Annotated in this window: 9 protein-coding genes; 1 reads left to right on the forward strand and 8 read right to left on the reverse strand. The window is 43.3% G+C overall.

Annotation, left to right across the window (positions count from 1 at the left end; genetic code table 11):
* Window positions 1–51: 51 nt before the first annotated feature.
* The 6 genes from ACO0KV_RS04485 to ACO0KV_RS04510 form a co-directional block, all read right to left on the reverse strand.
* Window positions 52–2286, reverse strand: a complete 2235-nt coding sequence (locus ACO0KV_RS04485) for a PAS domain S-box protein (RefSeq protein WP_423040315.1) — start codon at window positions 2284–2286, stop codon at window positions 52–54.
* Between the two features lie 653 nt (window positions 2287–2939).
* Window positions 2940–4301: a TolC family outer membrane protein gene (locus ACO0KV_RS04490; protein ID WP_423040317.1), complete on the reverse strand. Its 1362-nt coding sequence runs from the start codon at window positions 4299–4301 to the stop codon at window positions 2940–2942.
* A gap of 100 nt (window positions 4302–4401) precedes the next feature.
* On the reverse strand, window positions 4402–6591 hold the full coding sequence (locus ACO0KV_RS04495; RefSeq protein ID WP_423040319.1) for a peptidase domain-containing ABC transporter: 2190 nt from the start codon (window positions 6589–6591) through the stop codon (window positions 4402–4404).
* Window positions 6588–7850, reverse strand: a complete 1263-nt coding sequence (locus ACO0KV_RS04500; RefSeq protein ID WP_423040321.1) for an HlyD family secretion protein — start codon at window positions 7848–7850, stop codon at window positions 6588–6590. Before ACO0KV_RS04500 ends, ACO0KV_RS04495 begins: the two co-directional genes overlap by 4 nt.
* A 278-nt stretch (window positions 7851–8128) precedes the next feature.
* Window positions 8129–8383, reverse strand: coding sequence for a Blp family class II bacteriocin (locus tag ACO0KV_RS04505; protein ID WP_423040323.1), 255 nt, complete (start codon window positions 8381–8383; stop codon window positions 8129–8131).
* Window positions 8384–8571: 188 nt separating this feature from the next.
* Window positions 8572–8772 (reverse strand): hypothetical protein, encoded by a 201-nt coding sequence (locus ACO0KV_RS04510; RefSeq protein WP_423040325.1) that lies wholly within the window; start codon window positions 8770–8772, stop codon window positions 8572–8574.
* Between the two features lie 1575 nt (window positions 8773–10347).
* Between ACO0KV_RS04510 and ACO0KV_RS04515 the strand changes: the two genes are divergently transcribed.
* On the forward strand, window positions 10348–10869 hold the full coding sequence (locus ACO0KV_RS04515) for a MarR family winged helix-turn-helix transcriptional regulator (RefSeq protein ID WP_423040327.1): 522 nt from the start codon (window positions 10348–10350) through the stop codon (window positions 10867–10869).
* Window positions 10870–10896: 27 nt separating this feature from the next.
* On the opposite strand, the gene ACO0KV_RS04520 is transcribed toward ACO0KV_RS04515, so the two are convergent.
* Both ACO0KV_RS04520 and ACO0KV_RS04525 read right to left on the reverse strand, forming a co-directional pair.
* Window positions 10897–12615 carry a methyl-accepting chemotaxis protein gene (locus tag ACO0KV_RS04520; protein WP_423040329.1) on the reverse strand — a complete coding sequence of 573 codons (1719 nt, stop codon included), beginning with the start codon at window positions 12613–12615 and terminating at the stop codon, window positions 10897–10899.
* Window positions 12616–12834: 219 nt separating this feature from the next.
* Window positions 12835–14337, reverse strand: coding sequence for a methyl-accepting chemotaxis protein (locus ACO0KV_RS04525; protein WP_423040331.1), 1503 nt, complete (start codon window positions 14335–14337; stop codon window positions 12835–12837).
* Window positions 14338–14522 lie beyond the last annotated feature (185 nt).

Below are 14522 nucleotides of genomic sequence, written 5' to 3' on the forward strand. Positions count from 1 at the left end.
CTTCTCAGTCGCGTCGTTACCTTGGTTATATGCTGCAAAAATCGGCGCCAATTAGGAGGAAGACGCAACATCCTCTTTCGGTAATACGAGGGGCAAAGTGATGTCGAATCGAGTGCCTACGTCGACTTCCGAGTGCACGGTAAGGTTACCTTTCAGCATCTTGGTGACTAAATTATGCACAATTGACATCCCAAGACCTGTGCCGCCCTTGCCGATTTTGGTGCTAAAAAATGCCTGGAAAAGCTTTTGTAAATTTTCTTCGGGAATTCCTACGCCATCATCGGAAATGCTCAAAATAACATGATCTTGTGCTTTGGTCGCGTTAATCTTGACGACACCATTTTCACGCTCATCAAATCCATGCAAATAAGCATTATTAATCAAATTGATGATGACTTGGCCTAGCGGTCCTGGAAGGCTATCCATCGCAATGCCATTCTCAATATTCATTTGAATTTGATAAGGATATCTTTTCAGACTTGGTGCTAAAGAAGCAAGAATCTCTTTAGTCACATTGGCAAGGTCAAAGATACGGCGTTGCTCGCTCGCTTGGTCCGCCGCTACGTGACGGAAACTGGTTAAAAGCTGTTCTGCCCTATCTGCATTGCGCTCGACTAAGCTAGCGCAAGAATCAAGATCAGAGAGCATCTTTACAAGATCGGACCGTTTTAGATTGCCATCAGCTATCGACCGCTGCATTTGTCTAAGAATACTAGTCATCGTTGTTGCGGCCAGCATGTTATTGCCGATTGGCGTGCTTAATTCATGTGATACGCTGGCAATCAGAGTGCTGTGCATCGCCTTGGCATCGCTCAATGCCAGTGCTTCTCTCGACTGATGCAATATCGTCAACGTGCTTTCTAACTTTTCGGTACGCTCATTGACACGCTGCTCCAGAGAAATGTTTAGGCGTCTGAGCTCTTCCTCGCTGATTTTTAGATCGTTGGTCAGTGCAATTTGCTTCTGCTCATTCTGGACTCGTTCAGTTATATCAACGGCAATACCAAGATACCCAGTCACATGATCTTGATTATCCCGGATAGCTGTCACTGACAACAATACAGGCAAACGTGTGCCATCTTTACGACAATAAGTCCAACTTTGTTCGTCCGGAACACGTAGCACTCGCGCTTTAGCTACAAAGACGTCGAAGCTAGGCGCTATCAATATCTTCAGTTCTTCCGATAACGTTTTAGCTCTGGCAACCACTTCGTTTGGGTCGTGCATAATGGCAGGCGTTTTTAATCCTTCCATTTCATCGGCCGTATATCCCAGCATTTGCTCCGCACCCTTATTAAAGGTTTGGATGACACCATCTAAATCCGTTGAAATAATTGAAAAATTAGCGCTGTCCAATATCGCTTGCTGCATATTGGTCATCGCATGCAGATGTTGAGTAATCTCGAACTGTTTTTTTTCTTCTAGCTTTTGCTGGGTAATATCATGAAAGTTGACGACAATCTCTTTTAACTGCCCTTGTTCGTCCGTCTCAGGAAATGCACTCACTGACACCCACACAACCGCGCTTCGTGTTGGGCTACTGATGCCAAGTACGCTTTCCTTAAATGGCAATCTGGTTGCCATTACTCGACTAACCGGATACTCTTCAATGCTAATTGCTTCACCTGCTTCATTCAAAAAACACCAGACAGTATCAATGGCAACTTTTCCTTGAATTTGATCTTCGGTCAAACCAAGCAATTCCGATGCACGTGGATTACTAAAAGTTATTTTGGAGTCAGCGCCATGAACAACAATCCCCACCTGGAGTTTATGTAATAGTTGCCGATTCCGCTCCTCCAACTTCTTCAGGGTTTCATTTTGCAACTGTTGTTCGGCCAAGGCTGCACCTAATTTTTTTTCACCGAGACAAAATTCAAGTTGCTTGACCACGAGTCGACCGAGAACTTTAAGCATGTCTTGCTGATGTTCATTCAGCTTGCGTGGTATCCGGTCGATGACACACAACGTACCAATCCCAAAACCATTGGCTGAAATTAAAGGTTGTCCTGCATAAAATCTGATATCAGGGGCCCCTGTGACTAACGGATTATCACGAAAGCGATCATCTTCGAGTGCATTTGGAATCTCAAATAACTCTTCACCATGAATTGCGTGGCCGCAGAAAGAAATATCACGCGGCGTCTCGGTTGCATCTAAACCAATTTTGCTTTTAAACCATTGTCGATCAGTATCTACAAGGGAAATTAAAGCAATTGGAGTTCCACAAATTTCAGAAGCTAGGCGCGTAAAGTCATCAAAGTCGACTGAATTTGGCGTATCCAATACCTGATATTGCCTTAGAGCATCGAGTCGCTCTGCCTCATTTTGCGCTAGTGGTGCTGAAATCATAGGTGGTCTTTGCTTGGAAATGTCTTATTCAATATCTGCAAAATTTTTGCTTGCGGGCGATGAACCGCTTGACCGCTGTATGCAGTATCTTTTCTGCATACAGCGGTCAACTACATGGCGGCATTAACGATAGCATTAATTTCTGGATAAGTATCTTTGGGCATGTACTGATCTAACTTCAAATTAAAGTCAAAACGCACTCGAGACTCAGTCAAACATAAGAGGATGTTTGAAGCCACCTCAAAGCGAAGTCAGAGTTGGATATTAGATTTATTAACAGAGCTGGTCAATAGCAAGCTAAGTCCTCTGTAGATTTAAGCTACAAAACAGGCTAAAGCAGGTGTTCTGGGTATTCTATCGATCATTTGCTTTACCAAGGATGGCAATAATAGCCAAAATCGAACACAGCATAACGGATATCGCGATCAGGATAAACAGGCCGATCGAAACTAGCATCGCAAGCCGTGCGAGAGAGCGAAATCAATACCAAAATGATTTTTAATATTTACATGCTATTTTGGCCTATGCCTAGTCGTATGCTTAGTCCCAATTCTCTACACAAGTCACCTTTCCTTTTATGGTGGCTTTCAAGTATCGCTAGTGTCTAGCAATGTAGTCACTTGAATCAAATCAGCTTCCGTTAAACAAGATGAAGCCGCTTTTAACTTCAATCCATGCATAATCGTTTCGTAGCGTGTCTTTGCCAAGTTACGTTGCGTCAGATAAAGCTGGTGCTGCGCGTTCAAGACATCGATATTGATACGAACACCGACTTCATAGCCACGTTTGTTAGCATTCAACGACGCTAAACTTGAAACCTCTGCCGCTTCCAATGCTCTGACTTGGGCTAAACCACTTTGGACACCAAATATCGCACTGCGTGCCATTTGCACCGCACTCCGGCGCGCCGATTCAAGATCAAATGCTGCCTTTTCTTTTAACGCTATCGCTTCGTTGACTTGGCTGCTCACGATGAATCCAGAAAATAACGGAATACTAAATTGAATACCAATACTGTTGGTTCTATTAATATTTTCACTCGAAAACATCGAAGGTAAATTCCCGCTTGTTCGATTACGCTGAGTAGTAGCTACCAAATCAACCGTTGGGTAGTGTCCCGCCCTGCTAACCACAATTGCTTTTTTTGCGATTTCCAAACGTATCTGGGCTGCAATAACTTCGTAATTTTGAGCCTCGGTCATGTTGAGCCAATATGTCTCGTGAGATGGTTCAGGTGGAGTAAGATTGACGTGATCTTTGAGGCTCGGTAACTGACCGATCTGCTTGCTACTTACTTGTTGCAATAAAGCGCGTTTTAAAGCTAGATCAGCTTCTGCGGCAATTTCTTGCGAACTGACCAAGTCATAGCGAGCCTGCGCTTCATGCGTATCCGTAATCGTCGCTGTTCCTAATTTGAAACTGCGTTGGGCTGCACTTCTTTGCTCAACAATGGCCGCTTTCTCTGCCTGCAAAGTAGACAGCACATTTTGTGCATCAAGTACATCAAAATAAGTCTGTGCAACGCGAAGGATCAAATCGAGCTTTGCCTGCGCAAACTGCGCGTCACTGGCGACAACGGCCAACTTACTCTGTTCGTATTGTTGCCAGTTAGCCCATCGAAATAAGGGCTGCTTTATCTCCAAGGTATAACTTAATTGTAGCCCATATTTTTTTCCAGCAGGTGCTGCTAACGTTGCACCCACAGAAGAAAAATCGGAAGAGTCTTCCTCTGAGGTTCGACTTTTCTGCCCGCTCAATACAACAGTTGGGAGCAATCCAGCACGGCCTTGCACCGATTTTTCCTGGCCTGCAGTTTGGCTAGCACGTGCACTAGCATAGATTGAATCGTTGACGAGTGCTTCTCTGTAAATTTGGAATAATCCCATTGCTTCTGCGTTGGATGCAGACAGGCTACCCCAAGCAAGCAAGATGAAAAAAAAATGACGCATAGACCTACCTAACATTATTACGACATCACTATTTCAATGAGCGAAACAGTGATTAACAACGTGGCCTGGAGGCCACAAAATTAATTATATTATTCAATATTTAAAGAGGAAATAAGCGAGGATAGGTCAGAGAGGACGGCTCTTGAATATCTGCCATTTGAACTTCACTTTCTTTTCCGCCATCATCGGCGACATGTTGAGCGCTCAAATCGATGACGCGGTCTGCCATTGCTAAGGTTTGTGGTCGATGCGCTACCGCTATACGGGTAATCGCAAGGCGTTTGATATTTTCATTTATCTGATATTCAAGTGAAATATCCAGATTGCTAGTCGCTTCATCCATGAATAATATGTGCGGTCGACGATACAAGGCACGAGCCAGTAATAACCGTTGCTTCTGCCCACCAGATAGCGCGCTCCCCATATCACCAACTAAGGTGTTGTAGCCCATAGGCATAGCTAAAATATCTTCATGCAAGCATGCTAATTTTGCACATTCCTCTATCCATTGCTGATCTGCTTGCGCATCGAAAAAAGCGATGTTTTCAGCGAGACTACCAGCCAACAAGTGATCGCTTTGCATCACCGCGGCAATCTTTTTTCTGTAGGCAGGTCCTAGCTGTGTGATATTAACCCCGCCGAATTTGAGCTCTCCTTGCTCGGGGCTTAACAAACCAAGCATGAGCTTTAATAAGGTGGTTTTACCTAATCCAGAACGGCCTGCGATCGCTACATATTCACCAGCATTAACCTTCAGTGAAACTGTATCAATAACACGTGGCAGGAATGAACCATAACGGAAGCTAACGCTCTTCAACTCAAGGCTAGGTTGTAATTTTTCATCTCCCAGATAAGGCGAGGCAGGAAGCTCTTCTGGTTCAGTTTGTACAATATCAGACAGACGTTCAGCGTATAACCGTATCATTCCTAAATTAGCGAGCTTATCAATCAACGCATCTAATCCGCTGATAAACTGGTCTTTCCAGGAAAGATATGCCAATAATGCACCAACGCTAAAAAGACCCCCTAATACAGCCTGCGCGCCCAGCCATAAAACAAGACCGTGTTCAAAAGCGACCAGTAATCCTTGTGCAATATGGAACAGCAAATCCAATTTGCGCAAACGCAGACTTTCATTTGTTGTTTTAATTAATCGTTTTAACCATTCATCGCGACGCAAATCACCGCCGGAAAAAAGCTTCACGGTTTGCATGCCACGCACCGTCTCCAGAAAATGCGATTCAAGTTCAGCGCGAGAGACAATTTGTGCTTCTTGCGCAGATCGAACAGGACGGAAGCGTAGCCAACGTAAAATGCCATAACTTAAAACAAACGCCAAAGCAACAAAGGCTAATGTCGGGCTGTATAAGAGCATCAAACCGAAAGCGATTAGTGCGACGAGACCATCCAATACACCTTCAATTAATTGCATCGTCAGCATTTCTTGAATGGAATGCAATGATTCGAAGCGAGATACAATGTCGCCCACATGACGCTTTTCAAAATACGCGAGGGGCAATTTTAATAAATGCTCAAATACCTTGGTTTGCCACAGCACATTAAGCCGAGTGGAGATGTGCGTGATTACCCAGCCTCGAACAAAATTGGTCATTGTTTTGGCAATACCCAGTCCTATCGTACCGATGATCAATAGCAGCAACAAGTCACGATCAAGGCTTACCAGCACTTCATCCGTCACCAGTTGCATCACTAGCGGCGTTGCAAGTACAAACACCTGCATAACCAGTGATAACATCAGGATATGTAACATGCCGGCGCTCAAACCATCAACATTGCCCATCAAAGAGCGTAAATTCAACGGGCGACGGGAATCCTCCTTCTTGAAATCTTCAGTAGGCTCCAGTTCTAAAGCAACCCCCGTAAAATGTTGGCTAAACTCAGAAAGACTTAATTTTATTAAGCCATTTGCAGGATCATGAATGGTAACGTAACGACGACCTACGTTTTTGAGAACAACAAAATGATTCATGTCCCAATGTAAAATAGCAGGACACTTTAATTCCGATAATTCGGAAAGTTCCAGCCTCAATCCCCTGCCAGTCATTCCCATGTCCTTTGCCACTTTGAGCATATCGAACATCGTCATTCCCATGAGAGAAATGCCGATCTGACGGCGGAGTTGTGCCAGATCTAAAAGTTTTCCATAATATCCAGCGATCATCATGGCGCAGACAAGTCCGCACTCTGCAGCTTCAGTTTGCCTTATCATGGGCAAACGTCGACGCCAAGTTGTTTGCAACATCGCTAACGCATTGTCTATCGCACTCATGATTTCACTCTTTCAGATTTCCATTTTTGATTCTTTTGTAGTCCTAAGAGGGGCTCGAAAAGCCATTCCCAAATGGGTCGCGAGTCAAGGGTGACATCTGCTTCTACTTTCATTCCACTCTGCAAGTTCCAGGTTTGCCCCTGATGCTCTACTTTTTGCTCAGATAAACTCACAAGTAAGCGGTAATAATCTTCTCGGTCCGACAATTTAATGGCCAAGTCATGCGCCGATATCACCGTTTTGGTCATCTCCAGCACCCGCCCATTTTTCACACCAAATTTTTGATAAGGAAAAGACTCATAGCGCAAAGTGACTGGCATTCCTGTATTGATGAAGCCGATATCCCGGCTAGGTACAAATAATTCCACCTGATAAACATCGTTTTTAGGTACTAATTGCAGTAAAACAGTTTGCTCGGTGACAGTAATTCCTTGTTTGATCTGCAGTGCAGTGACGATACCGTCGCGTGGTGCAATGACGGCGATTTCTCGCAGACTCTCTTGTTGCGCGCGCTCTGCAGCTAATGCTGCTAAATCCCTTTTCAGACCATTTTTCTCCGCCTGTGAAGAGAGTGGTAATTGCTCTAATAATGACTTAGCGAGTGCCTGCTGCTGGGCTATTTCTGCCGCCGAACTGCGTAGCCCCGCTAATTGACTTTCGACCGCTGCCAGTTCCGCTCTTTTTTCATCAACGCTTGCAGATGAAACATAGCCTTCATCTGATAATTTTTGCTGTCTCTGTACCGAGAGACTCGCAAGCTTACTTCGTTGCTCTAATAAAATTTGCTGCTTAGAGACGCCATCGACCTGTACATTCAGTTGTTTAATTTTCTCTTTGGCTTCGCGCTTTTTTGCGCGATACATAGAATGAACAACTTCTTTACTCTCTTCTAAATTGGCAGAGCGTTCATCGAGACTCGTCAGCACTTCATTTTGCAAACTGCCATATAAATTACTTTTACTTGAATTGATACGCAGTAAAACATCGCCAGCTTTTACATACTGACCTTCCGCCACGCGTAATTCGCTCACGACACCGGCTTGCAACGCAATCACTTTTGTCAAACCATGACTAGGGACAACTTGCCCTGACACTTTTGCTTTTTTTGTATAATTGGATAACCAAATAAAAAGTAAGATAGCAACTGCAATACCGCACAGTAACGCCGAGCTTAACCGCCACGGACTGATGCCAAGTTGCATCACCTCCTGACCATAGCGATGTTGCTGCTGAGCTTGAACTTCTGAACGGAACTGCATTACATTTCTCTTTTATCTGATAATTTATTGTGATAATGCTCTTCTAAAATAACGTTTGTTAATGAAGAATCATGATCGAAAATTATTTTGCATATGGATGGAAATTGATCGCTGAAGATCAGCACATCGTCTAAGACGATGTGCTTTTTTTCCTTGTTTTTTTATTTACATTTTAAGTACTGAAAATCATCATGCTGTTATTTCGGGGTTGTCCATCTCTGAGAGATATCGGGAGACAAAAAACGGCTACCCCAAGCTAGCAACAATTACTTCATCATTTAGCGACGACGTGCCATTTGACTTGGTGAATAATTTCCAAAGTAAGCACCTAAAGCGCCACCAACCAACGCACCGCTAAAGGCGCCAAAAATCGGATGTCCCGTCACTCCACCCAGAGCTATACCTAAGCCGGCGCCCTTGGAGGCATAATCAAGAGCATTACCAACTTGTTGATTTGTACGAGCATTGACGGGTGGGAAGTAAAGGCCGCCACCGACTTGTTCTAATTCATGAACGTTGAGAGCTAATTGCATATTCAAAATTTGATGTAAAATACGTATTGCCTTTAAGTATGAAAATACGTATTGGTTATTGACATGGTTGCTTCATGTGCTGTTAACATAAGCTAACGGCACATGTCTTCTCGCAAGAAATAAAGTAACCTTTAAGGGAGTACCGTTTCTCTGCTTTATCAGGAGAAGGGAAACGTACTCGCCTTATATTAACGACGGCGACTTGGCTGAGAGAAATAACGACTAAAGCTATATCCGACAGCGGCAATGGCGCCTACTGCAATATAGGTAAACGGATGTGTAGCAGAATCTGCAGCAGCGGTAAGGCCTGCTTGAAGAGCCTGATTAAAGCGAGACTGTGCGGCACCGTTGATTTGTTGCAGTTCGGATTTTGTGGAGATTACTTGCATTTTTTTCCTTTCAAAGCTTGCACATTATTTAATCTGTGAAGCTCGTAAGCTAACTGGGGTTGTTTTAATTTAAATAGAATTAATTAACGGCGTCTGGTTGGAGCCTGGTTGTAACTCCTTACTGCACTGTAGAGAAAGGCTCCGGCACTAATGACACCAAAACCTACTGCAGTCCATATTTTTGCGCCTTCTACACCAGCGTTATGTGCTGGTCCTGAGAAAAAATTTGAAAGGCCTGCACCACCTGAGACGCATTGCAATTCGTTGCTTTCGTTTAAAACTTGCATAACCACTTCCTTTTAAAAATCACACTTTGTTAGAGTGAAGTGTGACGTTGATAAAAGTTTGGTTCAGATAATGAATATCCGTTCCAAACTACGCATTTTGATTGCTCTTGCAAACAATCAAAAAACCTTTTGCTCGTGCACCTGCTGATCCATCCTAAAAGTAAGTGATGAACCATATTTTTCTCACTAAAACTCAACAGCGAACCTGTTCACGTGAACTACGGACGTGGTTTATCCATCTATCGTGAACGTGTCTACGGAGATAGGTTAATTAAAAAGTTAATTTTCTTACCGCGGTGATTTAGCTTGCCAACAGAAACATGGATCAACATGCTTATTGAATCAATGGCACAGCTTAATAATTGGTATTCGCTTACATCCATACCAAACGAGATGATGAAGATGCCTTTTATCCACTCTTCATATGGTCAGCCGTAATACCTAGATTTATCATTCGTTGATTCATCATTTGATGCGCAAAAACTCCGTTTACTGAGGCTAAAAAAATCACGGCATCTTGATCAAGAAAATAGACCAAGAAATTTTTCAACTGCGGCACTACCCTACCACATGCACTACATTGAGACGATGATACCCAAGCAGACACACATCTAGTCACATCTAACTGCGACCAAAATCTTGCGGCGTTCGCTTTCCAAAAGAAAGTCAATGCCATCAAAAATGCCGTTACGATCGTCGCAGAGTATGAAAACTGTGGGCCCATAAAATAGGCAACACGTACTGTCGCCCATATGAATTGCCTGCTGTTGCGCATCACTCAATGCCAAAAATTATAATCAAAAAATAATGACAAGTAAATTAGTTTAACTGCATGTAACCGTAAGTAACATATCAATTCTGTGAATACTTATTTAGGTATTTTCAAGAAAAAGTAATTGATGTTAGTACTTGTTTTTAAGTTGACATCATTCGAATAAATAAGATCTCCTGATATGAAATACAAAGCCTAGTGCGTCAAGGGGCACTAGATGCCCCTTCGCATGTAGCGCGAGAGCGGTACAGAGGCCATCGACGCCGCCTCCCAAAATCAAAATTTTTAGCTATTGCATCATAGAAGTCGCCATTATTTATGGTGATGATTCTGATTGATAGCGAATTATTTTGTTACATTACGCAATAATAATTTTATCAATATTGAGAGGAAATTTCAGTACTTCAGAAGCAGCAAATTTAACGCTGTAGGGGTACAAAATCAGCTATGATGCGTCGCTAACGCAGCGACTTAAGCGATTCCACGACCATCGTTTTTAAAAAATACCAACATGTGATGAAGCAAAAAAAAGATACTGAAACCAACAATTCAGCCTCCAATCCAGAAAGACCACTGTTACGGATTCCCAATCTTGAATATGGCGTCCTTGACAATTTGCTTGGATTCGCTTTGCGGCGGGCACAAAATACATTGTTTATGGATTTCTACAGAGCAACGGCGGATTACGACATCAGTCCACAGCGCTTTGCAGCACTTGTTTTGATTGCAGAAAATAAAAATATACGTCAAGCACAACTCGCAGAAGCATTAGGACTACACCGAAGCGGTGCATTAAGGCTTGTTGCTTGGCTCTCTGAACGCGGTTGGGTAGAAAGACATGACGACGATATTGATGCCCGCGCTTGGGGAGTGTCACTCACCCAAGCTGGCAGCACGATACTTGGCGAATTAACGAAAGTAGTACAGGAACATGATTTCAACATTCAGCGCATTGTTGGCGATCGTAACAGTCAATTAAAAACAGACCTTGAATTGATCGCAAAAAATGGGCTGACTGCAATAAACGTTGAGATTTAATTAGAGGATTTATCAACAAAGGAGCAATTAAAACTGTTCCCACTCTTCTTCTGAACTTGCAGTTATTGCTTTTTTCTTTAATGGAGTTACGGCAGCCAAAGGTGGATCTTTTTTATTGACCGTCAAGCTTGGTTTCAGTGGTATAGCGCTCGACACTTTATTCTTGAGACTAGTTGTTGAACTTCCTTCCCACGTGTTGTTAACTTTGAAGGAACCGACTAAGTTTGCAAGTGCGATAGCCTGCTCATTGAGCGCCTGAGATGCAGCGGCAGCCTCTTCAACGAGCGCTGCATTTTGCTGTGTCGCGTCATCCATTTGAGTAATGGCATGATGAATTTGATTAATACCAGTCGTTTGTTCTTGACTCGCTGTTGTAATCTCGCCGATTACAGCGGTAACCTTTCTAACGCTTACAACGACTTCGTTGATGGTTTCTCCAGCTGTATCAACCATCCTAGCTCCCACAGCAACTTTTTCGACCGTATCTGAAATGAGATTTTTGATTTCTTTCGCTGCTGTCGCACTGCGTTGTGCCAAGTTGCGCACCTCACTTGCAACCACAGCAAAACCACGCCCCTGCTCCCCTGCACGGGCAGCCTCAACCGCTGCATTGAGGGCGAGAATATTAGTTTGAAACGCAATACCGTCGATAACGCTGATGATATCAATAATTTTCTTAGAGGAGGCACTGATTGAACCCATTGTCTCAATGACTTCACCCACCATTTGCCCCCCTTTACTAGCGACCTCTGATGCTTGAGCAGCTAGTTGATTTGCCTGGCGAGCGTTCTCAGCATTTTGCTTGACCGTCGAAGTGAGTTCTTCCATAGAGGCGGCGGTTTCTTCAATAGCACTTGCTTGGGTCTCGGAGCGCGAGGATAAGTCCATATTGCCATGAGAAATTTCACCAGACGCAGTGGAAATTGTTTCCGAACCGTGAGTAACCTTTGTCACAATCTCAGCAAAATTATCACGCATTATTTTAATGGCATAAAGAATACTGTCCTGTTTTGCGTTACTAGCGTCAATCTTTACCGTTAAATCACCCGTTGCAATTTGCATTGCAACTTTTGTTGTATAGGCGGGCTCTCCGCCTAATTGACGAAGAAGTGAGCGAGTAATCAGAGATCCAATAATGATGGAAACAATAATTGCACTAACGGAAAATAGGATAATTAAAAAGCGCGATGTCTTGTACGCCTCTGCCGCGGCCATTTCATCTAGATGGTTTTTTTCTCTCTGTAAATTGATAAAGTCATGGATATTATTTTGCCATGTTGCCGTCGCAGGATTTGCTTCTTTTAATAAAAACTCGACACTATGTTCTTTATCCGTTTTTACCATCTCGAGAAACTTATTATTTTTTGGTCTCGCGTCAGCCATACGTTGCTTTATTTCCGCGATAAAATCTTGGCCTTTTTGATCTAGTGGCATATGTTGCAATTCGCCAAATGCCTTGTCGTAATCTGTTCTAGCAGCTCCGATTTTAGAAAACTCACGATCATACGTCGCCTGATCATTAATTAATGCCAGTGATCGAATCACCCTTGAGACGACATGAACTGAATTAGACATATCTTCAAGCAAAGCCATTTTGACAGTATTGACTTCAGTCACATGTTTTAATCTCTCGTTAGACTCTGACATACCGTAGAGCCCAAATATGGCTATCAAAGAGAGGAAAATAAGTATCGTCGCATAGCCAAACACCATTTTCATTTTAACCGTCAAGTTCGAAATACTCATTTGCATCACCTTTTAAATTACGCCAAAGATAAGTTAACACAATATGTCGCGATAATCGTTTCAATTGCCACTATTGGTCACAGAAATTAACAGATACTACAAATCTTGATGAAGTTCATACAGTGCTACTTATCGATTAACAGTAATTGGACTGTAAGATAATTTTAAAAAGACAGTACTTTGATAGAGTGAGGGTGAGGTTACCCCTCACCACTCGTTTCAAGAATTTTTTGATGGCAACGCTAGCTTTTTTTGATGCGACAAGGTTTTAATTTGAGGATCTTGGTGTCGCATTGTGCTTTGGTCAGAAATCATAAATAAACCTACCACACTGTTCAATCGCTCAGTTTCGTCTCGCATACTCTCAGCTGCCGCTGCGACCTCCTCCACTAATGCGGCATTTTGCTGGGTAAGCCCTTCCATCTTGCCGACGGCTACGCTCGCTTGTTCGATACCATTTCTTTGTTCTTCACTTGATTTTGACATTTCACGCATGAGCTCTGCGACCTGTTTAACACTGATCAAGATATCTTCCATCGTCTTACCGGCCCGATCCACCATCACGCTACCAGTATCAATCTTTTGTACCGAATCATTAATCAGGGTGCTGATTTCTTTTGCAGCGCTGGCACTACGCTGAGCAAGATTACGAACCTCTGACGCAACGACTGCAAAGCCACGCCCTTGTTCGCCAGCGCGAGCGGCCTCGACGGCAGCATTTAAGGCGAGGATATTCGTTTGAAATGCGATGCCGTCAATAACTGAGATGATATCGACAATTTTTTTTGAACTCTCTTTTATCGAACCCATGGTATCAACGACTTGATGCACAACGTCGTTGCCTTTATCGGCAATATCTGATGCCGAAATAACCAACTGGTTGGCGCGACGAGAGCTATCCGCATTTAGTTTAACGAGATCGGTCAAGCCACTCATATTGTTCGATGCTTCCAACAACGAAGTCGCCTGACTCTCGGTGCGACGCGAGAGATCAGCATTACCCGCTGCAATTTCTGTAGAGGCAGCGATGATTGATTCAACACCATGTTTGACCGCGGTGATGGCTTGTTGCAAGGTACTAATCAACCCTTGCATTGCTACGCCGGAATGACTGGCCGGTACAATATGATGCTCTCGTAAATCAATAAAGTGTTCGGTACTAGTTAGTGACGAGGTATAGTTCATCAGGTAAGCTTCTTGCACTCGACCTCGTTGCATGAGGATTGCGACATAGGAAAGTACGGTCGCCTCTACAACCACATAGCCCGCATGGACGAAGAGAATCCAGACACTAGGTTTGGTAAAACAAATCACACCAACACCAACTTCCTGAAAATAATCAAAACTAATGTGATGCACTGCTACTACGACCGCTGCTGTTATGATCACGCGCCAATCAGTATAAATGAGTAAAAAAGCCATGAATGCAAAGATTCCGAAATGAATTTCGGTCATGCCCATTGCTTGATGGATGTGCAACGCACAATAAATCATGATTGCCGCAGCATTAAATAAACGGGTAACTAGTTCGCCAGGTTTGGCGTACACCAAACCCGCTGCAAGGGCGAGTACTGGTAGTCCAACTAAAAACGAGATCAACCAAGTGTTATACCAACTTGCAAGGCAAAATGAGAACACTTGCATTGCGCCTAACACAGTAAGGATGACTTTGTCTGATCGAGTATTGATGCTGGTGAGGTATTCTGCGGCTGTTTTTTTCATTTTTAAAACTCGACTATTGCGAACATGCGTGAAGCGAAAGAAAACTGCAGCGCATATCTAGGGCGTGTTGACATATAAAAAGCTGTTAACTTTTCCCGAAGTGTGTTTACATTCTAGATTTTAAAGAATGAAACGATGCTGCGACTGATGTTGAGAGATGATCAATGGGAACGAATTGCGCCTTT

It is taken from the genome of Undibacterium sp. RuRC25W, from assembly GCF_049339825.1.
Lineage (GTDB): Bacteria > Pseudomonadota > Gammaproteobacteria > Burkholderiales > Burkholderiaceae_D > Undibacterium.